General features: G+C 71.9%; 20 protein-coding genes and 1 tRNA gene. 3 read left to right on the forward strand and 18 right to left on the reverse strand.

The window, feature by feature from the left end:
* Window positions 1-6: 6 nt before the first annotated feature.
* From DEJ08_RS09725 to DEJ08_RS09735, 3 genes are read right to left on the reverse strand one after another with little or no spacing between them, the layout of a single operon-like run.
* Window positions 7-927, reverse strand: coding sequence for an FKBP-type peptidyl-prolyl cis-trans isomerase (locus DEJ08_RS09725; protein ID WP_111055576.1), 921 nt, complete (start codon window positions 925-927; stop codon window positions 7-9).
* 42 nt (window positions 928-969) lie between these two features.
* Window positions 970-2,148 carry a tRNA (adenine-N1)-methyltransferase gene (locus DEJ08_RS09730; protein WP_111055575.1) on the reverse strand — a complete coding sequence of 393 codons (1,179 nt, stop codon included), beginning with the start codon at window positions 2,146-2,148 and terminating at the stop codon, window positions 970-972.
* Window positions 2,145-2,903, reverse strand: a complete 759-nt coding sequence (locus DEJ08_RS09735; RefSeq protein ID WP_258367304.1) for an HAD family hydrolase — start codon at window positions 2,901-2,903, stop codon at window positions 2,145-2,147. The genes DEJ08_RS09730 and DEJ08_RS09735 overlap by 4 nt, the downstream gene beginning before the upstream one ends.
* Before the next feature lie 147 nt (window positions 2,904-3,050).
* Here DEJ08_RS09735 and DEJ08_RS09740 point away from each other — a divergent pair, with 147 nt between their 5' ends.
* Window positions 3,051-3,974 (forward strand): proteasome assembly chaperone family protein, encoded by a 924-nt coding sequence (locus DEJ08_RS09740; protein ID WP_027465645.1) that lies wholly within the window; start codon window positions 3,051-3,053, stop codon window positions 3,972-3,974.
* 386 nt (window positions 3,975-4,360) lie between these two features.
* On the opposite strand, the gene mshC is transcribed toward DEJ08_RS09740, so the two are convergent.
* The 3 genes from mshC to DEJ08_RS09755 form a co-directional block, all read right to left on the reverse strand.
* On the reverse strand, window positions 4,361-5,605 hold the full coding sequence (gene mshC / locus DEJ08_RS09745) for a cysteine--1-D-myo-inosityl 2-amino-2-deoxy-alpha-D-glucopyranoside ligase (protein WP_111055573.1): 1,245 nt from the start codon (window positions 5,603-5,605) through the stop codon (window positions 4,361-4,363).
* A complete protein-coding gene (locus DEJ08_RS09750; RefSeq protein WP_111055572.1) occupies window positions 5,602-6,432 on the reverse strand; it encodes an undecaprenyl-diphosphate phosphatase in 831 nt (276 codons plus the stop codon). The genes mshC and DEJ08_RS09750 overlap by 4 nt, the downstream gene beginning before the upstream one ends.
* A 62-nt stretch (window positions 6,433-6,494) precedes the next feature.
* Window positions 6,495-7,823, reverse strand: coding sequence for a M20/M25/M40 family metallo-hydrolase (locus tag DEJ08_RS09755; protein ID WP_110864516.1), 1,329 nt, complete (start codon window positions 7,821-7,823; stop codon window positions 6,495-6,497).
* Window positions 7,824-7,984: 161 nt separating this feature from the next.
* Between DEJ08_RS09755 and DEJ08_RS09760 the strand changes: the two genes are divergently transcribed.
* A tRNA-Leu gene (locus tag DEJ08_RS09760) sits at window positions 7,985-8,070 on the forward strand.
* Window positions 8,071-8,461: 391 nt separating this feature from the next.
* On the opposite strand, the gene DEJ08_RS09765 is transcribed toward DEJ08_RS09760, so the two are convergent.
* From DEJ08_RS09765 to DEJ08_RS09800, 8 genes are all read right to left on the reverse strand, one after another.
* Window positions 8,462-9,046 (reverse strand): CxxCxxCC domain-containing protein, encoded by a 585-nt coding sequence (locus DEJ08_RS09765; RefSeq protein WP_111055571.1) that lies wholly within the window; start codon window positions 9,044-9,046, stop codon window positions 8,462-8,464.
* Between the two features lie 11 nt (window positions 9,047-9,057).
* Window positions 9,058-10,197: a zinc-dependent alcohol dehydrogenase gene (locus DEJ08_RS09770; protein WP_111039368.1), complete on the reverse strand. Its 1,140-nt coding sequence runs from the start codon at window positions 10,195-10,197 to the stop codon at window positions 9,058-9,060.
* Between the two features lie 142 nt (window positions 10,198-10,339).
* Window positions 10,340-11,821 (reverse strand): tRNA nucleotidyltransferase/poly(A) polymerase-related protein, encoded by a 1,482-nt coding sequence (locus DEJ08_RS09775; RefSeq protein ID WP_146248571.1) that lies wholly within the window; start codon window positions 11,819-11,821, stop codon window positions 10,340-10,342.
* A gap of 153 nt (window positions 11,822-11,974) precedes the next feature.
* Window positions 11,975-13,303: an NAD(P)/FAD-dependent oxidoreductase gene (locus DEJ08_RS09780; protein ID WP_027465651.1), complete on the reverse strand. Its 1,329-nt coding sequence runs from the start codon at window positions 13,301-13,303 to the stop codon at window positions 11,975-11,977.
* 32 nt (window positions 13,304-13,335) lie between these two features.
* On the reverse strand, window positions 13,336-13,545 hold the full coding sequence (locus DEJ08_RS09785) for a hypothetical protein (protein ID WP_017887301.1): 210 nt from the start codon (window positions 13,543-13,545) through the stop codon (window positions 13,336-13,338).
* 7 nt (window positions 13,546-13,552) lie between these two features.
* A complete protein-coding gene (locus tag DEJ08_RS09790) occupies window positions 13,553-15,343 on the reverse strand; it encodes a DEAD/DEAH box helicase (protein ID WP_071403990.1) in 1,791 nt (596 codons plus the stop codon).
* A 206-nt stretch (window positions 15,344-15,549) separates the two neighbouring features.
* Window positions 15,550-16,794, reverse strand: coding sequence for a DNA polymerase IV (dinB, locus tag DEJ08_RS09795; protein WP_111030125.1), 1,245 nt, complete (start codon window positions 16,792-16,794; stop codon window positions 15,550-15,552).
* A gap of 403 nt (window positions 16,795-17,197) precedes the next feature.
* Entirely contained in the window at window positions 17,198-18,361 is a 1,164-nt protein-coding gene (locus DEJ08_RS09800; RefSeq protein ID WP_111055569.1) for an acyl-CoA dehydrogenase family protein, read from the reverse strand.
* A 23-nt stretch (window positions 18,362-18,384) separates the two neighbouring features.
* Here DEJ08_RS09800 and DEJ08_RS09805 point away from each other — a divergent pair, with 23 nt between their 5' ends.
* Window positions 18,385-19,179 carry an SGNH/GDSL hydrolase family protein gene (locus DEJ08_RS09805; protein WP_071244716.1) on the forward strand — a complete coding sequence of 265 codons (795 nt, stop codon included), beginning with the start codon at window positions 18,385-18,387 and terminating at the stop codon, window positions 19,177-19,179.
* A gap of 152 nt (window positions 19,180-19,331) precedes the next feature.
* Here the strand turns inward: DEJ08_RS09805 and DEJ08_RS09810 are convergent, their stop codons facing one another.
* From DEJ08_RS09810 to DEJ08_RS09825, 4 genes are read right to left on the reverse strand one after another with little or no spacing between them, the layout of a single operon-like run.
* Window positions 19,332-20,705 (reverse strand): serine hydrolase domain-containing protein, encoded by a 1,374-nt coding sequence (locus DEJ08_RS09810; RefSeq protein ID WP_181439073.1) that lies wholly within the window; start codon window positions 20,703-20,705, stop codon window positions 19,332-19,334.
* Between the two features lie 42 nt (window positions 20,706-20,747).
* Window positions 20,748-21,980 (reverse strand): D-alanyl-D-alanine carboxypeptidase family protein, encoded by a 1,233-nt coding sequence (locus DEJ08_RS09815; protein WP_163343605.1) that lies wholly within the window; start codon window positions 21,978-21,980, stop codon window positions 20,748-20,750.
* 25 nt (window positions 21,981-22,005) lie between these two features.
* Window positions 22,006-22,656 (reverse strand): DUF1097 domain-containing protein, encoded by a 651-nt coding sequence (locus tag DEJ08_RS09820; RefSeq protein ID WP_111055566.1) that lies wholly within the window; start codon window positions 22,654-22,656, stop codon window positions 22,006-22,008.
* Window positions 22,649-23,944, reverse strand: a complete 1,296-nt coding sequence (locus DEJ08_RS09825) for an amidohydrolase family protein (RefSeq protein ID WP_111055565.1) — start codon at window positions 23,942-23,944, stop codon at window positions 22,649-22,651. The genes DEJ08_RS09820 and DEJ08_RS09825 overlap by 8 nt, the downstream gene beginning before the upstream one ends.
* Window positions 23,945-24,090: the final 146 nt, after the last annotated feature.

Genomic DNA, 24,090 nt, shown 5'->3' on the forward strand with positions numbered 1-24,090 from the left:
ACCGGGTCAGTTCGAGATCGCCCCGAGGACGTCGATCACGTACGCGTACGCGGTCCCCTGCTGGTTGACGATGGCCAGGACCTGGTCGCCGACGTGGTGCCCGACGATGGCGGTCCGGACGCCCTCGTCGACCTGGCCCTTGGTGAGCGGGATGGCCTGCGCGCCGGAACCGTCGGTCCAGCTGGAGCCGGCGACGGACGGGTCGGCACCCCAGGTGACGGCGGTGTACTTGATGACCGCAGTGTCCTTCGCGGTGAGCTCGCGACCGTCGCCCTTGCGGAGCAGGTGCGTCTCGTTCGACTTCGGCGCGCTCCACGACGGGATCGTGATGCCGGGGGCGCCGGAGGGTGCGAGCACCACGGCCGGCATCTTGTCGCCGGCGAGCTGCGGGGTGCCGGTGGCACGGGCGTCGAACGCGCGCTTGACGTCGATGACGGCGATCACGGCGTCCTCGGTCTTCTTCGACGACGAGCTGCCAGCGGTGCCGCCGGTGCTGCTCAGGGCGCTCTTCGGCAGGGCCACCGCCAGGCGGTCGCCGACCCGGGCGCACTGCAGCGAGGCGCCGAGGGCCCCGTAGTTGCTCGCACCGGCGGTGATCGGTGCCGTCTGGCCCGAGTAGCCGCTCGTCTGGGCGACCTGGCCGGTGGAGCCGTCGACCAGGGTGTACTCGACCAGGACGGGGGTGCCGTCGTCGATCGTCCGACCAGTTCCCTGCCTCAGCACGGACACCTGGGTGCCCTTGGTGGTCAGGCCCTTCGGCACGTTGACCTTCGGCTCCGAGCCGAACTTGCCGGTGGCGGTCACCGCTTCGGACGCGGCGCCGGGAGCGGCACAGCTCGAGGGCGTGGTGCCGGCGCCGTTCGAGGCGCAGGCGGTGAGGGACACCGCGAGACCGATGGTGACCAGGAGTGCGGGGATGGTGCGCACAGACCCTCTTTCCGTTCGATGCAGGACGGGCACGCCGTCAGCCTACCGTTCGTCCTCGACGGCCCCGGACGGCGCCGCAGCGGCATCCGACGGAGCCACAGCGCCCTCGGACGGAGCCACAGCACCATCCGCCGCCGACGACGCCTCGGCCGCCGCGACCTTGCGCGCCTGCGCCGCCGACTGCCGGGCGACCTTGCGGAGCTTCTTGTCACTCGTCGCCCGCTCACCCACGGCACCGGGGGTCCAGGCCTCGATGTCCTCGTCCGAGAACTCCGCCTTGCCCGCGCGGCGCTTCAGGTTCGGCAGCACGGTGCCGTCGGCCAGGCGTCGTGCCGTGATGAGGAACCCGGTGTGCCCGACCATGCGGTGGTCCGGGCGGACGGCGAGGCCCTCGACGTGCCAGGTGCGCACCAGGGTCTCGCTCGGCATCGGGTCGGTGAAGCGCCCGGTGTCGCGCAGGGCCTCGGCCGTGCGGGACAGCTGCGTGACGGTCGCGACGTAGCAGACGATGAGTCCGCCGGGCACGAGGGCGTCGGCCGCGGCGTCCACGCACTCCCACGGCGCGAGCATGTCGAGTACGACCCTGTCGATGCTCTGCGGCTCGGTTGCGTCGGGCAGCGACTCGACCAGGTCACCGACGGTGACGGACCAGTTGTCCGGGACTGCGCCGAGGAAGGTGCCGACGTTGCCCTTCGCGATCGCCGCGAACTCCTCGCGGCGCTCGAACGACTGCAGCTGCCCGGTCGGGCCGATCGCGCGCAGCAGGAACAGCGACAGCGCCCCCGAGCCGACGCCGGCCTCGACCACGCGGGCCCCGGGGAAGACGTCCGCGAAGGCCACGATCTGCGCCGCGTCCTTCGGGTAGACGATCGCGGCGCCACGCGGCATCGACATCACGTAGTCGTTGAGCAGCGGACGGAGCGCGAGGTACTCGTCACCGGTGCTCGCCCGGATGACGGAGCCGTCGGGCTGGCCGATGACGTCGTCGTGCCGCAGCACCCCGCGGTGCGTGTGGTACTCACCCGCGGTCTCGAGCGACAGCGTCGTGAGCTTGCCCTTCGGACCGGTCAGCTGGACGCGGTCGCCGGCCCGGAACGGGCCGCGCGGCGGCGTGTGTGGTGCGCCGCCCGCGGTGTGCGGGAGGGCTGCGGTCGGATCCGCGGTCGGACTGGAGGCGCTGCTCGCGTCCGCCTCGTCGCGTGCGTCGTCGGTGTGGCTCATCGGGTGACCCCTTCGGTGTCCGCAGCGTGCGCCGGGTCCGGCACCGAGCCTCCAGAGTGCGCAGCCCGTGCGGCCAGTGCCGGCGTCGTCAACTCGACCAGACGGTCGACGTCGACCCCAGCCAGGGTGGTCAGGTGCACGTCGCCGCCGGCGATCTCGGAGAGCGGGACGATGTGCTCGACGGCCACCGTGACGGCGCCGGAGGCGACGGCCGACGCGACGCCGGTGGCGGAGTCCTCGATCGCGACGCACGCGGTGGGCTCGACGCCGAGCTGCGCCGCGGCGGACAGGTACGCGTCCGGGAACGGCTTCGGGCGGTCGACGTCGTCGCCGGCCACGACGACGCGGAAGCCGCGCTCGCCCAGGGCCTCGGCGGCGACGAGCGCCATCTTGCGACGGGACATCGTGACCAGGGCGGTCGGGATGCCGCGGGCGTGGAGCTCCTCGACGAGCTCACGGGCACCCGGCCGCCAGGGCAGTTCACCGGCGCGCAGGTGCTCCATGACGTAGTCGGTCATCCACTGGATGATCTCCTCGACCTCCATGTCGACGCCCTTGGCGCGCAGGAGCTCGCCGGAGCGCTCGAGGCCGGACCCGACCAGGGACAGGCCGTCCTCGTGGGTCCACTCGGCGCCGTAGCGGTTCGTCAGGTCGACCTGGGACCGCTGCCAGATCGGCTCGGTGTCGATGATCGTGCCGTCCATGTCCCACAGCACGGCTGCGGGCGGGACGAGGGCAGGAGGATGCGCGGTCACGGGCGACGAGTCTACCGGGGCCGTTCCGCTGGGCGCGGACGCGCGCGTGCGCCGACACCCCCTGGGCCTACAGTGGATGCCTGAATCGTGTCCGGCCGGGGGCATCGCTCCCGCCCCGCTCCGCTCCACCACCAGGAGGTCCGCTCCGTGCCACAGCACTCCCCCTTCAGCGACGGTCGCTTGCTCGTCGTCGCCTTCGAGGGCTGGAACGACGCCGGCGAGGCCGCGAGCGGTCTGGCGCGTCGCATCGTCGAGTCGCTCGGCCTCGACGAGTTGCGTGAGCTCGACGGCGAGCGGTACGTCGACTACCAGTTCAACCGGCCCACCGTCGGCACCGACGACAACGGCGACCGCGGCGTGCAGTGGCCCCGGATCGTGCTGCACGGCCCCGGTGCCGAGGGGCGTCCGGTCATCGGTGCCACCGGCTCCCCCACCGACCGCGACGTCTTCGTCCTCGTCGGCCCGGAACCCTCGCGCACCTGGCGGGGCTTCTGCTCGGAGATCATCGACCTGGCGGACGTCTACTCGATCGACGCCGTCGTCTTCGTCGGCGCCATGCTCGCCGACGTCCCGCACACCCGGCCGATCTCGGTGTTCGTGTCGAGCGAGAACGCCGGGGTCCGCGCCGCCTTCGACGTCGACAAGTCCTCGTACGAGGGCCCGACGGGCATCCTCGGGGTCCTCGCCGACGCGATGGACAAGGCCGGCCTGACCACGCTGTCCCTGTGGGCCTCGGTGCCGCACTACGTGCACAACTCGCCCTCGCCCAAGGCCACGCTCTCGCTGCTCGACAAGATCGAGGAGCTCACTGACGTCACGGTGCCCCGTGGCTCGCTGCTCGACGACGCCACCGAGTGGGAAGAGGGCATCGACGCCCTCGCCGCCGACGACGAGGACATGGCGTCCTACATCGGGCAGCTCGAGCAGGCGCGCGACACCGTCGACTCCCCCGAGGCCTCGGGCGACGCCATCGCCCAGGAGTTCGAGCAGTACCTCCGCCGCCGTGAGCGCAAGGACGGCAAGGACGGCGGCACCGCCGGTGGCGAGGGGCCGTGGCGGCCCCAGCAGTAGCCGTCACCCGCTGACGGACAGGAGGCACGGTGCCGGCTGGCACCGTGCCTCCTGTCCGTGGTGGGCGTGCGGCGTGCGGCCTGCGGCCTGCGGCGAGCGGTCACGACACCCCGCTCATGGCCGGCGAGTGGTCGCGAACTGTCGGCTGCGGCCCGCCCCGGCGACAGTTCCTGACGCCTCGGCGGCGCGCACGCGACGTGTCGCGACCACACGCGGACGGGAGGCGCGTGTCGGCCTCGCCACGGGCCTCCCGTCAGGCGGCCGCGAACGGTCACGACACCCCGCTCACGTCCGGCGAGTGGTCGCGAACTGTCGGCTGCGGCCCGCGTCGGCGACAGTTCCTGACCCCTCGGCGGCGCGCACGCGACGTGTCGCGTCCGCGCAGGTCAGGCCAGGCGGATGCCGAGCAGCGCGTCGATCAGGTCGATGAGCTCCGGCGTGCACGCCGTGCCACCGGCGATCGCCGTGTCGACCGCGGCGACGGCACCGGGGGTGTCCAGGTCGTCGGAGACCCGCGCGCGGATGCGTGCCGCGACGTCCGCTGCGTCGTCGGCGTGCCCGGCGGAGGCTCCCGAGGCCCAGGCGTCCCAGCCGGCGAGCCGCGTCTGGGCACTCGTCAGCTCGGTGTCGAACCACTCCCAGTCGTCGGAGTACTTGTGCGACAGCAGCGCGAGCCGGATGGCACGGGGGTCGGCGCCGTCGTCGAGCAGCCCGCGCACGGTGACGAGGTTGCCGAGCGACTTCGAGATCTTCGTGCCCTGGTAGGCGATCATCCCGGTGTGCACGAACGCGTTCGCGAGCGGCTGGTGCGCGAGGGCAGCAGCGTGCCCGGCGCTCATCTCGTGGTGCGGGAAGACCAGGTCGCTCCCGCCGCCCTGCACGCTGATCGGCAGCCCGAGGCGGTCACCGGCGATCACGCTGCACTCGATGTGCCAGCCGGGGCGACCGGGGCCGATCTCGGTGTCCCAGGCCGGCTCGCCGTCACGCGCGGCGCGCCACAGCAGCGGGTCGAGCGGGTCGCGCTTGCCCGGACGATCCGGGTCGCCGCCGCGTTCGGCTGCGAGGGCGAGCATCGTCTCGCGGTCCAGGCCGCTCTCGTCACCGAGGGTCCATGCGTCGGTGGGGCGGTTCACGTCGAAGTACAGGTCGTCGCCCTCGGCGCCGTCGGTCGGGACCTCGTACGCGTAGCCGGACTCCTGCAGGAACGAGACCGCCTCGGCGACGCGCTCGACCTCGTCGGTGACGGCCACGAAGTCGTCCGGCGGCAGGATCCGCAGCGACTCCATGTCGCGGCGGAACAGGTCGACCTGTTCAGCCGCCAGGGCACGCCAGTCGACGCCGTCGCGGGCGGCACGCTCGAGCAGCGGGTCGTCCACGTCGGTGACGTTCTGCGCGTACTCGACGTCGAGCCCCGCGTCACGCCAGGCACGGCCGAGCGTGTCGAACGCCAGGTACGTCGCCGCGTGGCCGAGGTGCGTGGCGTCGTACGGCGTGATGCCACAGACGTACAGCGCAGCACGGTCCTCGTCGCGGGCGGGGTCCACCGGCTTGCCCGTTGCGGTGTCGTGGACGACCGGTCGGGGCGCGGCGCCGGGGACGTCGGGGACGGATGGGGCCTGCCAGGCCCTCACGGCTGGATCACTCCGAGCGACAACAACACGATGAGCACGATACCGAGTGCGATCCGGTAAACGACGAAGGGCATGAAGCTGCGCTTGCTGATGTAGTTCATGAACGCCGCGATCACGACGAACCCGACCACGAACGCGACGACGGTGGCGATGAGCGTGTCGGCGAGTCCGAACGGCGAGCCGTGGTCGCCGAGGCTCGTCGCGGCCTCGTAGAACCCGGACAGGAACACCGCCGGGATCGCCAGCAGGAACGCGAACCGGGCTGCCGCCGGGCGGGTGTACCCGAGGGCGAGACCCATCGACACGGTCGCACCGGAGCGAGAGACACCGGGCACCAGGGCGAGCATCTGCGCCAGGCCGATGAGCAGACCACCGCGGAACGTCATCTGCTCGATCCGGCGCTCCTTGCGGCCGACACGGTCGAGCACCCCGAGCACGACACCGAACACGATGAGGACGATCGCGACGATCCAGAGGGACCGGAACGTGGTCTCGATCGAGTCCTTGAGCAGGAGCCCGGCGATCCCGATCGGGATCGTGCCGAGGATCACCAGCCAGCCGAGCCGGACGTCGGGGTCGCCCTTCGGCACGTCACGCTTGACCACCGACCGGAACCACCGCCCGATGATCCGGGTGATGTCCTTCCAGAAGTAGATGAGCACCGCGGTCTCGGTGCCGAGCTGCGTCACGGCGGTGAAGGCCGCTCCGGGGTCCTTCGCGTCGGGCAGGAAGAGCCCCACGATGCGCAGGTGCGCGCTGGAGGACACCGGCAGGAACTCGGTGAGCCCCTGGACGAAGCCGAGGAAGATCGCCTCGAGGATGTGCATCGCACGGGCCTTTCAGGGGGAGGTCGGTCAGGGCACCGCCACGACGGCGACCATGAACAATATCAGTACGTGGCGAGCAGGTCGCCCAGCACCCGCCGACCGAACGCCAGCGAGTCGAGCGGCACCCGCTCGTCCACGCCGTGGAACATCGCGGGGAAGTCGACACCGGCCGGCAGCTGCAGCGGCACGAACCCGTACCCCGCGATGCCGAGCGTCGAGAGCGCCTTGTTGTCGGTGCCGCCGGACAGCAGGTACGGCAGGACCGGTGCGCCCGGGTCGTGCCGGCCGAGGACGTCGCGGACGGCATCGACCAGCGGGCCGCCGAAGTCCTGCTCGAGGCCGATGTCGCGGAACGACATGACCACCTCGACGTCGGGTCCGGCGAGCTCCCGCACCCGCTCGAGCACGGACTCCTCGTCACCCGGCAGGCAGCGGATGTCCACCAGGGCCTCGGCGGTGTCCGGAATCACGTTGTGCTTGTAGCCGGCGGTCAGCACCGTCGGGTTCGACGTGGTGTGCAGCGCGGCGTGGATGAACCGCGACGCCGAGCCGGTGGCCAGGGCGACCTCGTCCGGGCCGGTGACCGTCGGGTCCACCCCGAGGAACCGCGCCACCTCGGCCACCATCGCGTCCGTCGTGGCCGAGAGCCGGACGGGCCACTCCTCGCTGCCGATCCGGGCGACCGCCGCCGCGAGCTTCGTGACGGCGTTGTCGCGGATCACGTGCGAGCCGTGGGCAGCGGTGCCGCGCGCGATCAGCTTCACCCACATGAGCGCCTTCTCGCCGGTCTGCAGCAGGTAGGCGCGACGGTCACCGAGCGTGATCGAGTACCCGCCGACCTCGCTGATCGCCGCCGACGCCCCCGCGAAGACCTCCGGGTGCTGGTCGACCACGTGGTGGGACCCCAGGACTCCCCCGGCCTCTTCGTCGGCGAAGTACGCGATCACCAGGTCACGCTCCGGCGCACCGTGCTGTTCGATGACGTCCGCCAGCGACGTGAGCATCATCGCGTCCATGTTCTTCATGTCGACGGCGCCCCGACCCCACAGCGACCCGTCCTTGACCACGCCACCGAACGGGTCGACCGACCAGTTCGCCGGGTCGGCCGGCACGACGTCGAGGTGCCCGTGCACCACGAGCGCCGGCTTGTCACGATTCCGACCGGGCACCCGCGCCACGACGCTCACCCGGTCCGGCTCCGACTCGAACAACTGCGGCTCCAGGCCCAGCGCGCGGAGCTTGTCCTCGACGTAGTGAGCTGCCTCCGTCTCACCACGGGACTTCCCCTCGCCCCAGTTCGTCGTGTCGATGCGGATGAGGTCGCGGGCGATCGCCGCGGTGGCCTCGAGCTCGGGCACGGACTGCGGCTCGGAGGGCTCCGGGTTCGTCATGGCTCCACGGTATCGGTCGGCACCGACCCCGTCGCCGGGACAGCGCGCGCAGGACTCGCCCGGGATGCGCGGCCGTGTTCATCGCGCGTTCAGACCCGTGCTAGTGTCTTCTCTCGGCAGGAACGCCGGGTTCAACCCGGGAAACAGACACCAGACACCCTGTCCGGGTGGCGGAATTGGTAGACGCGCTAGCTTGAGGTGCTAGTGCCCGTATTAGGGCGTAGGGGTTCAAGTCCCCTCTCGGACACAGGAAATGCGTGCCTCCTGACCTTTCGGTCGGGGGGCATTTTCTGTTGTGTCTTCCCGGCGAGTGCCGCCATCGCTGCGCTCAGGGCGTCACCGCCTCTGGGGCGCCACCTCGCTGCGCTCAGGGCGACCACGTGCCACTTCGCTGCGCTCAGGGCGATCCCCGCCCGCGCCGCCTCGCTGCGCTCAGGACGTTCTCCGCGCAGCGTCGGTGCGCGCGGGTGGACGCGGGACGTGCGGACTGGAGGCGCGGGGCGGGGCCGCGGCGCGCCTCCAGGCCGGAACGTGCGCACGTCGGAGGCCGGTGCAGGGTTGCGCACTCCGTGTGACGGGACAACGTCGCACCGAGTGGGCAACGCCGCACCATGGTGCAGGCCAGGCGGCGCGCGCGGTCAGCGCGAGCGGCGCACCCGCCGCACCACCAGCACCACGGCGCCGAGCGCCGCCAGCCAGCCCCAGTTCGCGACCACCGGGTCGAGCACCTGGTGCCGCCAGTCCGACCGACTCGACCCCAGGCGCGACGCAACGGGGTGGTTCCCACGCTCCGCCGCGACACCGGTCTCGCTGATCACCCGGTCCGGCCGACCCCGGAGCGCATCGGTCACCCGGTGCGTCGCGACGTCCAGGCGGTCCCCCACGACGAGCAGCATCCAGTGCGCCAGGCGCCCCTCGCTGAACCGCCGGTAGGCGTACCGCCGGACGATCCCGGCGACGCCGTGCAGGGGCTGCGCGGTGCCGAACACCGGCGTCACGTGGGCGTGCTCGATCGAGCGCTCCCGGCCGTGCGCACCGTCCTGCTGCGGCGGGAGGTCCCAGTGGGCTCCGGTGGCCGAACCGGCTTCGCGCGAGAGCTTCGGCACGGACGGCCGGTCCGCCGGGTCGAGGTCGCTCCCCCACCCCGGGATGCGGGCACGGAGTTCCTCGGCCGACGGCACCCGACGGGGCGGATCGGCGATGTACGGGGTGTGGTCGGACATGTCGGGCCTCCTCACGGCACGACGACGGTCTTGATGCAACCGTCGAGCTTGGACGAGAACAGGTGGTAGCCCTCGGCGATGTGCTCGAGGGGGATGCGGTGCGTGATGATGTCGCTCGGCTTGAAGTGACCGGCCTGGATGTGCTCGAGCAACCGCGGCCACTGGCGCTTCACGTGCGCCTGGTTCGTGTGGATCGTGACGCCCTTGTTCATCGCGTCCCCGAACTTCACCGCGCTCGGGATCGGCCCGTACGCGCCGATCGCCGAGACCGTGCCGCCCTTGCGGACGCCGTCGATCGCCCAGTTGAGCGCCGTCGGGGACCCGCCCTGCAGCTTGAGCTTCGAGGCGGTGACCTGCTGGGTGAAGTTGCCGTCCGCCTCGGCTCCGACGGCGTCGATCACGCTGTCCGCACCCAGGAAGTCGGTCTGCTTCTTCATCTCGAGCACGACGTCGTCGACCTCGGCGAAGTTGATCGTCTCGGCGTGCGCGAAGCTCCGGGCCTTCTCGAGCCGGTACTCGAGCTGGTCAACGACGATCACCCGGCCGGCTCCCATGAACCACGCCGACGCCGCGGAGAACAGTCCGACCGGCCCGGCACCGAGCACCACGACGGTGTCGCCCTCGCGGATCGACGCCAGCTGCGCCCCGAAGTAGCCGGTGCTCAGTGCGTCCGTCATGAGGAGGGCGTCGTCGTCGTCGAGCCAGTCCGGGATCACCTGCGGTCCGACGTCGGCGAACGGCACCCGCACGCGCTCCGCCTGCCCGCCGTCGTACCCGCCGGTGGTGTGCGAGTACCCGTAGATCCCGCCGACCGCGGTCGCGTTCGGGTTCACGTTGTGGCAGTTCGCGAAGAGTCCGCGGGCGCAGAACCAGCACGTGCCGCAGAAGATGTTGAACGGGACCATCACGCGGTCGCCGACCGACAGGGTCTCGACGGACGAGCCGATCTGCTCGACCACCCCGATGAACTCGTGGCCGAACGTGTGCCCGACCCGGGTGTCGGGCATCATGCCGTGGTACAGGTGCAGGTCCGACCCGCAGATCGCGGCCCGTTCCACCCGGACGATCGCGTCGTTCGGGTGCTCGATCCGGGGATCCGGTTTCTCTTCGACGCGGATCCGGTAGGGGCCGCGGTACGTCATGGCGCGCATGGACGCTCCTCTCGTTCGTCGCGTCAACGCTGGCGCGCGCCACGTTGGAACGGACACAGGACCGCAGATGGCGGACAGGCGGTGGGCGTCCGCACCGACGGACGGGAGGCGCGGTGCCAGCTGGCACCGCGCCTCCCGTCCGTCACCGGCGTGCGTCGACCGCTCGGCGCAGCCACGCGCGGGCTCCGGCGACGTCATCGAAGACGCCGTCGTCCTGCGCCGCCGCGGACGCCACGAGGAGTTCGCGGAACACCGGCCCCGGGGTGAGTCCCGCGTCGACGAGGTCGCGGCCGGACAGCAGCCGCACGGGTCGACGCGCGACCTGGTCCCGGAGCGCGACGTCGAACCACGACCACGCCGAGGACCGACTCGCCCCCGGACCACGCCCCTGCGAGTCGGCTTCGCACACCCGGGCCCACGACTCCATCGCGGGCAGGGAGGATCCGAGCCGTCGGAACAGCCGCCGAGCAGCGGGAACGGACGGTGGCGCGCCGTTGGACGAGTGCGGGACCATGTGCTCGCGAACGAGCGGGACGACCCGCTCGACGATGTGGCGTGGCGCGCCGAGACGACCGAGCAGCGCTGCTGCTGCCGCAGCGCCGGACACCTCGTGGCCCAGGCTGCGGATGCGGACCGCACCTGCGTCGTCGGCGAGGACCTGCGTGCCGGAGCCGGCCTTCCCCAGGTCGTGCAGGACGGCGGCGAGCACGATGACGACCCGGTCGTCACCCCGGATCCCGTCCGCGGTGCAGGCGCGGGCGGCAGCGTCCCCCGCCGCTCCGAGGTGGACGTGCACGGGACCCTCCGGGTGCCACCGGGGGTCCTGCGGCACGTCTCGGACCGCGGCGAGCTCGGGCAGGTGTCGCTCCCAGCCGCTGTCGTGCAGCGTTCGGAGGGCAGCAGACACGTGGTCGCCGAGTGCCAGCTTGCGGATCTCGGGCCAGATCCGCCCGGTGGCGATCGACTCGAACCGCGCCGCGAGCGACCGCGCCAGATGCAGCGTCGCGGGGTGCACGGCGAAGTCGAACCGGGCGACGAGCTGTACGGCACGCAAGACCCGGAGCGGGTCCTCGCTGCAGCGTTCGGAAGCGTGCCGCAGCACGCCGATGACGGCATCGTCGATCCCACCGACCGCGTCGAGGAACACGTTCGTGCGGGGGTCCCAGGCGACGGCGTTCACCGTGAAGTCCCGACCGAGGGCGGACACCGTGACCGGATCGAGCGCACCGGACTCCGCCGTCACTGCGACGTCGACGCGGGATCCGTCGAGCACCACCTTGAGGACCGGGAACCCCGCACCGGCCTCGACGACGATCGCGCCGGCCGCACGCAACGCTCCGACGACCACATCGGTCCTGGTGCCGTGCACCTCGACGTCGACGTCACCGGTGGTGGTCGGTCCGCGCCCGGCTTCCCGGAGCAGCACGTCGCGGACTGCTCCGCCGACCAGGGAGGGCTGCCCGATCCCGCCCAGGACCTCGAGCACCGTTCGGGCTCCGGCGTCGAGGCCGAAGGCGCGGAGCGGGTCGGCCGGACCGGGGCACCGGTGGACGGTGCTGTCGTGACGCTCGGCGCCGCATCGGAGGCACGATCGGACGGAGGAGATGGTGGTGGTGGGGCGCACGTGTCGGTCGACTTCCGGGACCTCGTCGCCGTGGGCGCCGAGGGAGTCAGTATGCCGGAGAGCGGCAGGTGGGTGCGAACGCACGTCACGGACGGACGGGAGGCGCGGTGCCAGCTGGCACCGCGCCTCCCGTCCGTCCGTCCGTGGACGCGTCTAGCTCTTCGACGCCTCGACGAAGTTGCGTCGCGGGTCCGTCTCCTTGATCAGGGAGGTCGCGTCGCGACCCGACACCGCGCCGGTGATCCAGCCGATGATGATGCGGGCCTTCCGGTTCAGGGTCGGCATCGCGTACACGTGGTACGCGCGGTGCGCGAGCCACGCGAGCAGGTTGGTCATCTTGATGCCCTTGATGTTCGCGGCGCCCTTGCCGACACCGTACGACGCGACGGTGCCGATGGAGGGGTGGCGGTACTCCTCGAGCGGCTTGCCGGTGATGGTCGCGACGATGTTGTCGGCGGCGACCACGGCCTGGCGCACGGCGTTCTGCGCGTTCGGCGGGTAGAACGCCGGCTGCTTGTCGGCGGTCAGGTCGGGCACCTGCGCGACGTCACCCAGCCCCCAGACGCCCTCGACGACCTGGTGGGTGTCCTCGGCCTCGACCTGGAGCTTCGCGTTCGCGGCGAGGTGGCCCTTCGGCCCGCGCGGCAGGTCGGAGGCGTCGAGGAGCGGGTTCGGCTTGACTCCGGCGGTCCAGACGAGCAGGCCGGTGGCGAACTCGTCGCCGTCGGAGAACTTGACGACACCGCCCTCGGCGCTCGGCATGGTGGTCTTCAGGCGGACGTCGATGCCGCGGGCGCGGAGCGACTCGAGCGTCCACTTGGACAGCTCGGGGCCGACCTCGGGCGCGACGCGGTCGAGGGCGTCGATGAGCACCCAGCGGGGCTGCTCACCGGCGAGCGACGGGTAGGTCTTGATGGCGGCCTGCGACACGTCGAAGAGCTCGCCGATCGCCTCGACGCCGGTGTAGCCACCGCCGACGAAGACGCTGGTCAGCAGACGGCGACGCTCGTCCTCGTCACGGGTGGCAGCGGCCTTCGCGATGTTGTCGAGGAGCTTGGCGCGCACGTAGGCGGCCTCTTCGACGCTCTTGAAGCCGACGCCGTACTCCTCGAGCCCGGGGGTCGGGAAGGTGCGGGTGACGGAACCGAGGGCGACGACGAGGTGGTCGTAGCCGAGGGTGCGGTCGTCGCCGCCGGCGGTCGCGATCGAGACGGTCTTGTCCGCCGAGGAGATCGCGGTGACCTTGCCCTGGATCACCCGGGTCTTGCGCAGTGCACGGCGCAGCTCGACGGTGACGTCCTTCGGCGCGATGTGGCCACCGGCGACCTCGGGCAGGAACGGCAGGTACGTGTAGTAGGTGTTCTGGTCCACGAGCGTGATGCGCATGGGCACCGTGGCCGCGTGCTTCTGGAGCTGCTTGACCGTGGTGTAGCCAGCGGAGCCGCCGCCGAGGACGAGGACGTGAGGGATCGAGTCTGCCATTCCTCCGGTCTACCGGACTTTGGCTTGGCGCGTCATGAGTTCCGCGGCCTGTCGCGGAGCCGCCACCACGCGGTCTCGGCCAGTTCGGGCCCCGTGAACACCCCGTGCGGGGTGCGGCGGGACTCGGTGAGCGAGAACCGGCGCAGTCGGTAGCCGCCGCCGAAGCGGTCGATGATCGCCTCGGGTGATGCCTCGGGGTCGCGCTTGACGTACCAGGTGCGGTCGTCGACCGGCTCGATCACGCCGCGGTCACCGTCGTCCGCCGATGCGGGAGCGCAGGATGTCGATGCGCTTCTGGATCTGCTCGATGCTCGCCTGCGCCACGGCCGGGCCACCGCTGATCCGTCGGAGTTCGGCGTGGATCGATCCGTGCGGTTCGTTCGAGTGGCGGGACCAGATCGACACGAGCCGGGCGAGCTCGGTGCGCTGCTCCTTGATCGTCATGTACATCGGGCGGTCGGGCTCGGGCGGCTTCGGCATGCCGTCCTTGGCCGTGCGGCCCTTGGAACGCTTGGCCTGGGTCGCCTGACGGGCACGCAGGAGGTCGCGCACCTGATCGGGTTCGAGGAGCCCGGGGATGCCGATGAAGTCGAGCTCCTCGAGGGAACCGACCTCGCCGCCGGTGCCGAACTCACCGCCGTCGTAGAGGACGCGGTCGAAGGACGCCTGCGAGTCGAGTGCCTCGAACGGCTGGACCTCGAGCAGGCTCTCGGACGCGCGGTCTTCCTTGTTGGCCTCGGCGACCATCGCGTCTTCGGGGTTGTACATGCCGTCGTCGGCGTCCTTCGGGCGGTCGAGGGCGTGGTCGCGCTCGAGCTCGAGGGTGGCGGCGAGGGCCATCAGGCCGGGGACGCTCGGCAGGAAGACACTCGCGGTCTCACCGCGGCGACGGGCACGCACGAAGCGGCCGATCACCTGGGCGAAGAACAGCGGCGTGCTCGCGCTCGTGGCGTAGACGCCGACGCAGAGCCGTGGGACGTCGACGCCCTCGGAGACCATGCGGACGGCCACCATCCAGCGCGAGGTGTCGTCGGCGAACGCGCTGATGCGGCTCGACCCGGCGGCTTCGTCGGACAGCACCACGGTGGGACGCTCCCCCGTGATCTGCTGCAGGATCCGGGCGTAGGCGCGGGCTGTGGTGGTGTCGGTGGCGATGACCAGGCCGCCGGCGTCGGGCACACCACGGCGAACCTCGGTCAGGCGCTTGTCGGCCGCGGAGAGCACGGCCGGCATCCACTCGCCCTCGGGTGACAGCGCGGTGCGCCAGGCCTGAGCCGTGATGTCCTTCGTGACCTGCTCGCCCAGGGACGCCGACATCTCGTCGCCCATCCGGGTCTTCCAGCGCATCTGTCCGGCGTACGCCATGAACAGCACCGGGCGGACGACGCCGTCCTTCAGCGCGCGACCGTAGCCGTAGTTGTAGTCGGAGATCGAGGTGCGGATGCCCTGCTCGTCGGGGGCGTACTGCACGAACGGGATCGGTGCGGTGTCGGACCGGAAGGGGGTCCCCGACAGCGAGAGCCGGCGGGTGGCGCCGGAGAACGCCTCTCGGATGCCGTCGCCCCACGTCAGGGCGTCGCCACCGTGGTGGACCTCGTCGAGGACGACCAGGGTGCGGCCGCCCTCGGTGATGCGCTTGTGCACCTCGGGGTTCATGCCGACCTGGGCGTACGTGATCGCGACGCCCTGGTAGTGCCGGCCGAACATGCCGTCGCCGTTCTTGAACATCGGGTCGATCCGGATGCCCACACGGTCGGCGGAGTCGGCCCACTGGCGCTTCAGGTGCTCGGTCGGGGCCACGACGACGATGCGGTCGACGGTGCCGCGGGCGAGGAGCTCGGTCGCCAGACGCAGCGCAAAGGTGGTCTTGCCGGCGCCGGGGGTCGCGGCCGTGAGGAAGTCGCGGGGTTCCTTCTCGAAGTACTTCGTGAGCGCTTCGATCTGCCAGGCGCGGAGCTTCGATGCCGTGCCCCAGGCGGCCCGGTCCGGGAACGCCGGCGAGAGGTGCTGGACGGCCGAGTTGCCGGCCGCTTCGGCCAGGGCCGCGGCGTCGGCTTCGTCACGGGCGGCGTCACCCTGCGCCTGCGCCGTCTGGTACGCCTGGGTTTGATGCGCCTGGCTGCCGTCGTGCGTCGACGACGATCCGCCTGCGCCGGACTGGTCGTCACCCGACTCCGCCCACAGCGTGGCGGGCTGCTGGTCTTCGTACTCCGCTGCGCTCACTGAACCCGATTCTACCGCCACCGTCAGTCCTGCCGAGCGTGCGGGACGCCGCCGTCAGGGGTCCGGCGGACCAGGGATGCCGGCCGCAGCACGCCGGCGCCGAAGCGTGCGGCGACCGCGTCGACCGTGGTCTCGGTGTCACGCCACGGCGCGTCGTCGTCCCACAGGGCGTTGCTCGCGGCCGCGGGCACGAGGTTCTCGCCGCGCACCCCGATCAGCCGGATCTGGTTGCCCGGTCGGTGCAGCACGTCGTACAGCTCGACGGCTTCGCGGTGCAGGCGCTTCGCGACGTCGGTGGGCTCCGCCAGCGTGCGCGACCGGGTCAGGGTGGTGAAGTCGGTGTACCGGACCTTGAGCGCCACGGTCCGGGCCTGTACGTCGGCCTGGCGCAGGCGGACGGCGACCTTGTCGGCCAGGCGCAGGAGTTCGCGTGCGACGTCGTCGCGCTCCGTCAGGTCACGACCGAACGTGACCTCGTGCCCGATCGACTTCTCGCCGACGCCGGTGTCGACCACGCGCGGGTCGCGACCCCATGACAGGTCGTGCAGCCGCTGCCCGCCGGCCGGGCCGAGTGCCGACACCAGCGACCCGAGCGGGGTGTTCGCCAGGTCGCCGACCGTGCGGATGCCCCGGCGTTCGAGCGTCTCCTGCGTCTTGCCGCCGACGCCCCAGAGCGCGGACACCGGCTGCGGGTGCAGGAACGCCACGGTGTCGGCGGCGGGCACCACGAGCAGGCCGTCCGGCTTCGATCGGCTGGAGGCGAGCTTCGCGACGAACTTCGTCGATGCCGCACCGACGGAGCAGTGCAGACCGGTCTCGGCGAAGACCGTGCGGCGGATCGCCTGGCCGATCTGCCACGGGGTGCCGTACAAGCGGAGGGCGCCGGCGACGTCGAGGAACGCCTCGTCGATGCCGAGGCGCTCCACGCGCGGGGTGAACCGGTCGAAGATCGCCATCACCGCGGCGGACTTCGCCCGGTACTTCTCGAAGTGCGGCTCGACGATGACGGCGTTCGGGCAGCGGCGTTTGGCGATGGCCATCGGCATCGCGGAGTTGACCCCGTAGCGACGGGCTTCGTAGGTGGCGGCGGTGACGACGGAGCGGTCGGAGTCGTGTCCGACGATGACCGGCAGCCCCACCAGGTCGGGGCGGTCGAGCAGTTCGACGGAGGCGAAGAAGGCGTCCATGTCAACGTGCAGCACGGTCGCCGAGACGTCGTCCACCGGTGCGTCGGAGACGAGGCGGTTCCGTCCGTCCTGCTTGCTCACACCGAGATGATGCCAGGCGCCGCCGACATCGCCGTGCGGGGCGTGCTCACGGCCGCTCGGTGCGAGGTTCGTCCCGTCGTGCACGGTTGCTCGCCCGCCGTCGCACCGTGCGCCCTTCGCGACTCGGTGCCGGGTTGGTTGCACGGTGCGGCGCCACAGGGCAGCACCGAGCGACCAAGCTCGCACCGGCCGACGGACTCCGCACCGTGCGCCGCCACGCCATCGACGCCGTCGCGCCCATCGCACCGTGCGCCCTTCGCGAATCGGTGCCGGGTTGGTTGCACGGTGCGGCGCCACAGGGCGGCACCGAGCGACCAAGGTCGCACCGGCCGACGGACCCGGCACCGTGCGCCGCCACGCCACGCCGCCGTCACGCCAACCTCGCACCGTGCGAGCGCAGCGCTCAGCCGAGCGGGCCGAGCACCGACGCGGCGATCGTCCGCGCCGCGGAGTCCCGCGACGACGGGTGGTACTGCCCCGCCCGGACGTCACGCGCCAGCCGCGCCAGCTCGCTCGACGACCGGAACGCCGAGCCACCGACGACGCGCATGGCCTCGTCCACGACGTGCTGGGCCGTGTCCACGGCCCGGGCCTTGGTGCCGACGAGCAGCGGGAACCAGCGGGCTCCGAGGTCGTCGAGCTCGTCGACCGACCGCGCCAGCGAGTCGACCTGCAGCGTGATCGCGTCGACCGAACCGCGCAGGTCGGCGATCGCCCGGCGCACGTCGGGGTCCTGCGACCGCGGGGCGCCGTCGGCCGCGGTCCGCCCCGCCACGGCGGTCGCCGCGAGCGTGATCGCCCGCTCCGCGATCCCGGCGTACACCGAGGCGATGAGGAGCTCGAACGACGCGAAGATCCCGAACACGAGCGGGTCCTGGTTCGGCCCGACCGGCAGCGACCGGACGATGCGGTCGGCGGGGACGTGCACGCCGTGCAGCTTCGTGGTGCGGCTCTGCGTCGCGCGCATCCCGAGCGTGTCCCAGTCGTCCAGGTGCTCGACGTCGCCGTCGGACCGCAGGACGAACCCGTGCACGAGTCGTGGCTCCGACCCCGAGGTGTCCTTGCCGAAGACGCTCATGACGTCCCACGCCGGTGCGAGCGACGTGAACACCTTCGTCCCGGTGAACCGGTAGCCGCCGTCGCCGTCCGGCTCCGCCGTCGTCGACGAGTCGAACAGCACGGCGTCGTTGCCGCGTTCACTCACCCCGAAGGCGAGCAGGTGGTCGTCCGCAGCGTGGTCGGTGACGGCCTGGAGGAACGACTCGCCTCGCGCACGGACGGCGCGGGCCGCCTGCACCCACACCTGGTGCATGCCGAGGCCGAGTGCCGTCGCCGGTGCGGCCTGGGCGAGGGTGCGTTGCACCCGCGCGGTGGCGCGGAGACCGAGGCCTGCCCCGCCCTGCTCGACGGGGACGCCGATCCGCAGGTAGCCGGCGGCGCGGAGCTCGTCGAGGTCCTCGGTGCAGAACGCGTTCGCGGCGTCGTAGCCCGGGGCGCGCTCGGCGATGCGGTCGAGCAGCTCGTCCGGCACCGACCAGCCGACGGCGTCCGTGTTGGCCTTCGTCATGCCACGAGACTAGGGTCCGGGACGTGTCAGATCGTCATCCTTGGACCAGGTACGTCGCGATCGGTGACTCGTTCACCGAGGGCATCGGGGACCCCGACCCCACCGTCCCGGGCGGCAACCGCGGCTGGGCGGACCGCGTCGCCGAGGTGCTCGCACACCAGACCGACGACTTCGCCTACGCGAATCTCGCGATCCGCGGGCGGTTGCTGCAGCAGATCATCGACGAGCAGGCCGAGGCCGCCGTCGCCCTGCACCCGGACCTCATCACGGTGTCCGCCGGCGGCAACGACATCATCCGCCCCGGCTCGGACCCGGACGAGCTCGCCGAGCGCGTGGACCGGCTCGTCGCCGACCTGCGCCGCGACGGAGCCACCGTCGTCCTGTTCACCGGCCCGGACGTCGGGATGACCCCGGTGCTCGGCATGGTCCGTGGCAAGACGGCGATCTACAACGAGAACCTGCACGCCATCGCCCTGAAGCACGGCGCCCTGGTGGCGAACATGTGGGCACTCCGGGTGCTCCGGGACCCGCGCATGTGGGCTCCGGACCGGCTGCACCACTCCCCGATGGGCCACTCGACGATCGCCGCGGCGGTGCTCGACACCCTCGGCGTGCCGCACGGGCTCGAACCGTTCAACCCGGACCCGCTCGAGGCACGCCCGTGGCGCGAGGCCCGCGCCGAGGACCTCGGGTGGGCCCGGGAGTACCTGGTGCCGTGGGTGGTCCGGCGCATCAAGCACACCTCGTCCGGCGACGGGGTGTCGGCGAAGCGGCCGGAGCTGCAGATCGTCACCGAGCACCCCTCCGACACCCCGTAGCCAGACGCCCGTCCGAGTCCGCACGCCTCCCCGACCGCGCCCCACCACGGTCATCGCGCCCCGACTCCCCAGGGCGCGATGACGACGCGGGGGCGCGAACCGGATCGTGCGCGCCGCGAACCGGGTCGTGCGCGCCCTGTGGTCGGCGCAGGTCAGTCCGCCGGGCGACGGAGCGTCATCGGGCCATCGTGCAGCGGCTCGGTCTTCCACTTCGCCCCGACCGTGCCCGCGTCGAGGTCGACGCGCAGGTGCAGCAGGTGCGGGGTCTCCAGGAAGCGGACCGCGACGAGCACGCTGCCCTCCGGCTCGGTGGCCGCGCTCGCCGCGAGGGCGCCCTCGACGGCCCACCGCCCTTCGCCGAGCGGCACGGACTCCGACCGGCCGTCGTCGGTGATCGTCAGGCGGATCCCGTCCGCACCTCGGGCGAACGTGACGGCATCGAGGATCCCGCGGGGACGCAACCGGAGCTCGACGTCGGCGAGGTGCTCCGGAAGGCGACCACCCTGGACCGGAGGCAGTCCCAGGGAGGTGAGCCGGGCCTCCAGGGCGGAAGCCGACGCCGCGTCGGACGCGCGGTCGACGGCGGGCAGCAGGTGCTGCCAGACCGCGTCGAGGACGGCCTGCATGTCGAGGCTCTGGCCGGTCATCGCGAGCACGACGTCCTGCTCCGGCAGGACGACGCAGAACTGGCCGTAGGCGCCGTCGCCGCGGAAGCCGTGGCGGGCCATCCAGAACTGGAAGCCGTAGCCCTGGGACCAGTCGGGGTTGGCCTCGTCCGGGTTGGCGACCTGCGTGCTGGTCGCCTGCTCGACCCAGTCGGCGTCGAGGATCCGCTCGCCGTCCCAGACACCGCCCTGCAGGTACAGCTGGCCGAGCTTGGCGACCGCGTCGGTCGGGGCGTAGCACCCGCTGTAGCCGAGCTCCGCGCCGGTGTCGTCGCGGCGCCAGGCGAGGTCGTCGATGCCGAGCGGGTCGAGCAGGTGCGGGCGGAGCCACGCGACGAGGGACCCGCCGGTCACCCGCCGGACGATCTCGGCGAGGGTGTACGTGCACGGCTGGTTGTAGGCGAAGACCGTGCCGGGTTCCTCGTCCGGCGGGAGCAGCAGGAACCCGCGCACCGTGTTCGTCGGGTCGAGGGCCTGGGCGCGGTCGATCGTCTCCTCGCGGTGGCCGCTCGCCATCGCGAGCAGGTGCCGGACGCGGATGCGGCGGCTGCGTTCGTCGGTGACGTCGGCGTCGAGCTCCGGGAAGTACGACAGCACGGTCGCGTCGAGGTCGATCAGGCCCGCCCGGACGGCGATGCCGACCCCGGCGGCGGTGAAGCTCTTGCTCAGCGAGTAGAGCAGGTGCACGCGGTCGGCGGCGTAGGGCTGCCACCAGCCCTCGGCCGCGACCTGGCCGTGCCGCAGCAGCATGATGCTGTGCGGCTCCACGGCGGGCGTCGACTCGAGGGCGTCGAGCAGGGCGGTCACACCACCGGGATCGATGCCGAGGGCGGCGGGGGTGGTCCGGGGGAACGTCGTCATCGTCGTCACCCGACCGACTCTACGGTCGGCGGACGACGGGCGTCACGCCCCCTGGAACGGGTTCGTCCAGCGCCACCAGACGCCGGGGTCGTCGATCGTGCGTTCGAGCACGAGCGGCACCGTGACCGGGTCGTGGTCGGAGATGCGGAACCGCACCTGCCCGACCCGCTCGCCCTTCGTGCCGAAGGTCACCTGCTCGAGCTTCGCCTTCGCGGTGACGGTCGTCTTGCCCCACACGAGCACCTCGGCGGCCTTCGTCGTGACCGCGTCGGCCTCGTCCTGCCACGGGGTCGAGAAGGTGCCGAAGGTCTGGCCCTGGTGCGTGAGCGTCACCACCTGGAAGTTGTCCGCCACGGACCGCAGCAACCGCTGCACGTCGACGTCGAGGGAGTCGTGGTCGACACCGCCGAGCATCACCCCGACGACGGTGACGTCCTTGCCACCGCGCTCGTACGTCGCCGCGAACAGCAGACAGGCGCCGGCTTCGTCGAGGGTGCCGGTCTTGATCCCCTCGATGCCGTCGAGCCCGAGGAGCTTGTTCGAGTTCTCGATCTCGCCGACCGTCGGGATCGTGACGTCCTGGGTACCGACGATGTCCTTCACCACCGGGTTCGCCAGCGCGAGCTGCCCGAGCTCGACCAGGTCCGTGGCGGTCGAGGTGTTGTCCGGGTCGAGGCCGGTCGGCTCGTGGATCGTGGTGTCGTCCAGGCCGTGTTCGTCGAGCCAGTCGTTCGCCGCGTGCTCGTAGGCGGCGATCGACCCGAAGGCCCAGATGGCGAGTGCGCCGGCGTAGTTGTTCGCCGACTTCATCAGCATCACCTGGAACGTCTGGTGCTCGGTGAGCTTCAGGCCGGCGGGCATCGGGGCGACCTCGCCGTTCTGCGCGGCGTACTTGGCGTACAAGCCCTCCATCTGCTTCGTGAAGCGGATGGACGGACCGGACTCCCCCGCGGCCATCGGCTTCTCGTCGAGCACCACGAGCGCCGTGACGACCTTCGTGATGCTCGCGATCGACCGGGGCTTCGTGTCGCCGCTGGTGCGCAGGCTCTCCGGGAAGTCCGTCGCCTCGACCGCCGTCGCGCCGTACCCCGGGAAGCTCAGCGCCGGGACGGTCGTCTTCGGGGCCGAGTACGTCGTGGTGCTGGCGCTCGCCGGGCCGAACGGTACGACGGCCGCGGCGACGAGGTACCCCGCCACCAGGAGCAGGACGGCGACCACCGAGATCGTGACCGGCCTCCGGACGGCGGAGCGGGGGCGGCGGACGACTCGTGACACGGGACCCGAGCGTACCGGTCCGCTCCTAGGCCGAGGCTGCGACGGGCTGGTCGGGCTGGCGTTCCGGAGCAGGAGGCGGGGTCGCTGCGCCGCCGGCGTCGGTCGCGGCGACCGGGTCGGCCGAAGCGGCCGGGTCGGACGAGCCGACCGAACCGGCCGAGCCCGTCGTCTCGGCCCGGGCGAAGGTCAGGCGGCGGGACAGGTAGGCGAACACCGGCCCGAGCGCGTTCATCAGCACGACCGACACCCAGGCCGCCCAGGCGTTCCCCGGGTCGAACCCGAAGCCGCCGAAGCAGGTCGCGAAGAACGAGGCGAACCCGAGGAACATGCCGGGGACGAGCCCGAACAGCTTCGTGCGACCGGTGTACATCAGGGCGCAGTTCACGACGAGGATGAGCAGCGCCAGGACGGTGTTCTGCGCAGCCTGCCCCTCGCCGAACAGCGTGCCGAACCGCTGGTCGAGCAGGACGATGACCAGGCCGAACGCCGAGCCGATCGGCATCGCGGCCCACAGGCGCGTGGCGTTCCGCAGCGTCGGCTTGCTGCCGAGCAGGAACATCCCCGCCCAGCTGATGAAGATCGCCCAGGTCGGCAGGTGCAGGGCGTTGCCCCCGATGAACGCCGTGGCACCGGCCAGGACGGAGGCGACGATCTCGTGCGGGATCCGTTCACGCATGGCTGAGTTCCTTCGATCGGTTCGTGGTGCGGCTGGTGGTGAGGCGGGTGGTCCGGGTGGTCTCGGCGACGACCCGGCCGCGCTTGACGACCAGGGCGCGGTCCGGCCGGTCGAGCAGGACGCCGTCCGGGTCGGTGGTGGAGAGCACGACGAGGTCGGCGGCGGCGCCGGGCCGGATGCCGTGGGTGTCCGCGACGCCGACGACCTCCGCCGCCCCCGTGGTCGCCATGGCGAGCACCCGGCGCAGGTCGTCCGGGCCGGACAGGTGCCCGGTCTGCGCCAGGAGCAGCCCGACGTCGAGCAGGTCGGCGTTGCCGAACGGGGTGAAGGCGTTCCGGACGTTGTTCGACGCGTACGCGCTCGTGACCCCGGCGTCCCAGAGCTCCCGGACCGGCACGACCCCGCGCCGCACGTCGTGGTCGTCGGACCGTCCCCCGAGGTGCAGGTCGGTCGCGGGCAGCGGCACGACGGCGACCCCGGCGGCCGCCAGGCGATCGAACAGCACCCGGCGCTCGCCGCGGGGCAGGCTCGCGACCGAGGTCACGTGCCCGAGCGCCACCCGCCCCTGCAGCCCGCGGGCGGTCACGCGGTCGGCGATGTGCCCGGCGAGGGCGTACCGCGGGTCGGAGGTGTCGTCGGCGAAGTCGGCGTGCAGGTCGGCCGGCACCCCGAACTCCTCGGCGAGGTCGAGGACGGTCTCGACGTGCTCGTGGCACGCGGCCAGGGTGTGCTCGTTGTACGTGCAGCCCCCGATGACGTCCGCCCCCGCGGCGAGCGCCTGACGGAGCAGCGCGAGGGTGCCCGGTGCCTTGGCGATGCCCTCCTGGGGGAACGCGACGATCTGCAGGTCGAGGGCGTCCCGGTACTCGTCGCGCAGGTCGAGCAGCACCTCGACCCCGGTGAGCCCGACGATCGGGTCGACGTCGGGGTGTGCGCGGACGAGCGTCGTGCCGTTCGTGATGGCCTGGTCGAGCAGGGTGCGGGCGCGGTCGCGGACGGTGGCGTGGGTGAAGCCGCGCTTGAGCTCCCCCGTGACGGCGATGGCGCCGGCGAGGGTGCCGTCGGGGTTCGGGCGTTCCCGGTCGAGCAGGGCCTTGTCGACGTGCAGGTGTGCCTCGATGAGCCCGGGGATGAGCACACGTCCGGCGCAGTCGACCACGCGCGCGGAACCAGCGGGAGCGGCGGCACCGGGCAGCGCGTCGGCCACGCTGACGATCACGCCGTCGGCGATGGTGACGTCGACGGATCGACCGTCGGTCAGCCGTGCGTTGGTGAGGACCAGGTCCACGTCGAACCCCTCTTCCGGTCGGTGCGGGTGGGACGTGCTCCACCATTCGCCCGCCGTGTTTCGGCTTCCGACGCCGCGTGTGACGGCCGTGTAAAAGATGGTCGTACCAATGAACCAAGCAGACCAACCGGCCCTACGGTCGAGGG

It is taken from the genome of Curtobacterium sp. MCLR17_054 (genome assembly GCF_003234335.2).
In the GTDB taxonomy this organism is placed as follows: Bacteria; Actinomycetota; Actinomycetes; order Actinomycetales; family Microbacteriaceae; genus Curtobacterium; species Curtobacterium flaccumfaciens.

Bases quoted from the DNA above. Each gene is read 5' to 3' on its own strand.
- DEJ08_RS09750 (WP_111055572.1), bottom strand. From the start codon at position 6,432: ATGCACATCCTCGAGGCGATCTTCCTCGGCTTCGTCCAGGGGCTCACC.
- DEJ08_RS09730 (WP_111055575.1), bottom strand. From the start codon at position 2,148: ATGAGCCACACCGACGACGCACGCGACGAGGCGGACGCGAGCAGCGCC.
- DEJ08_RS09780 (WP_027465651.1), bottom strand. From the start codon at position 13,303: ATGGCAGACTCGATCCCTCACGTCCTCGTCCTCGGCGGCGGCTCCGCT.
- DEJ08_RS09765 (WP_111055571.1), bottom strand. From the start codon at position 9,046: ATGTCCGACCACACCCCGTACATCGCCGATCCGCCCCGTCGGGTGCCG.
- DEJ08_RS09755 (WP_110864516.1), bottom strand. From the start codon at position 7,823: ATGACGAACCCGGAGCCCTCCGAGCCGCAGTCCGTGCCCGAGCTCGAG.
- DEJ08_RS09800 (WP_111055569.1), bottom strand. From the start codon at position 18,361: ATGACGAAGGCCAACACGGACGCCGTCGGCTGGTCGGTGCCGGACGAG.
- DEJ08_RS09810 (WP_181439073.1), bottom strand. From the start codon at position 20,705: ATGACGACGTTCCCCCGGACCACCCCCGCCGCCCTCGGCATCGATCCC.
- DEJ08_RS09820 (WP_111055566.1), bottom strand. From the start codon at position 22,656: ATGCGTGAACGGATCCCGCACGAGATCGTCGCCTCCGTCCTGGCCGGT.
- DEJ08_RS09770 (WP_111039368.1), bottom strand. From the start codon at position 10,197: ATGCGCGCCATGACGTACCGCGGCCCCTACCGGATCCGCGTCGAAGAG.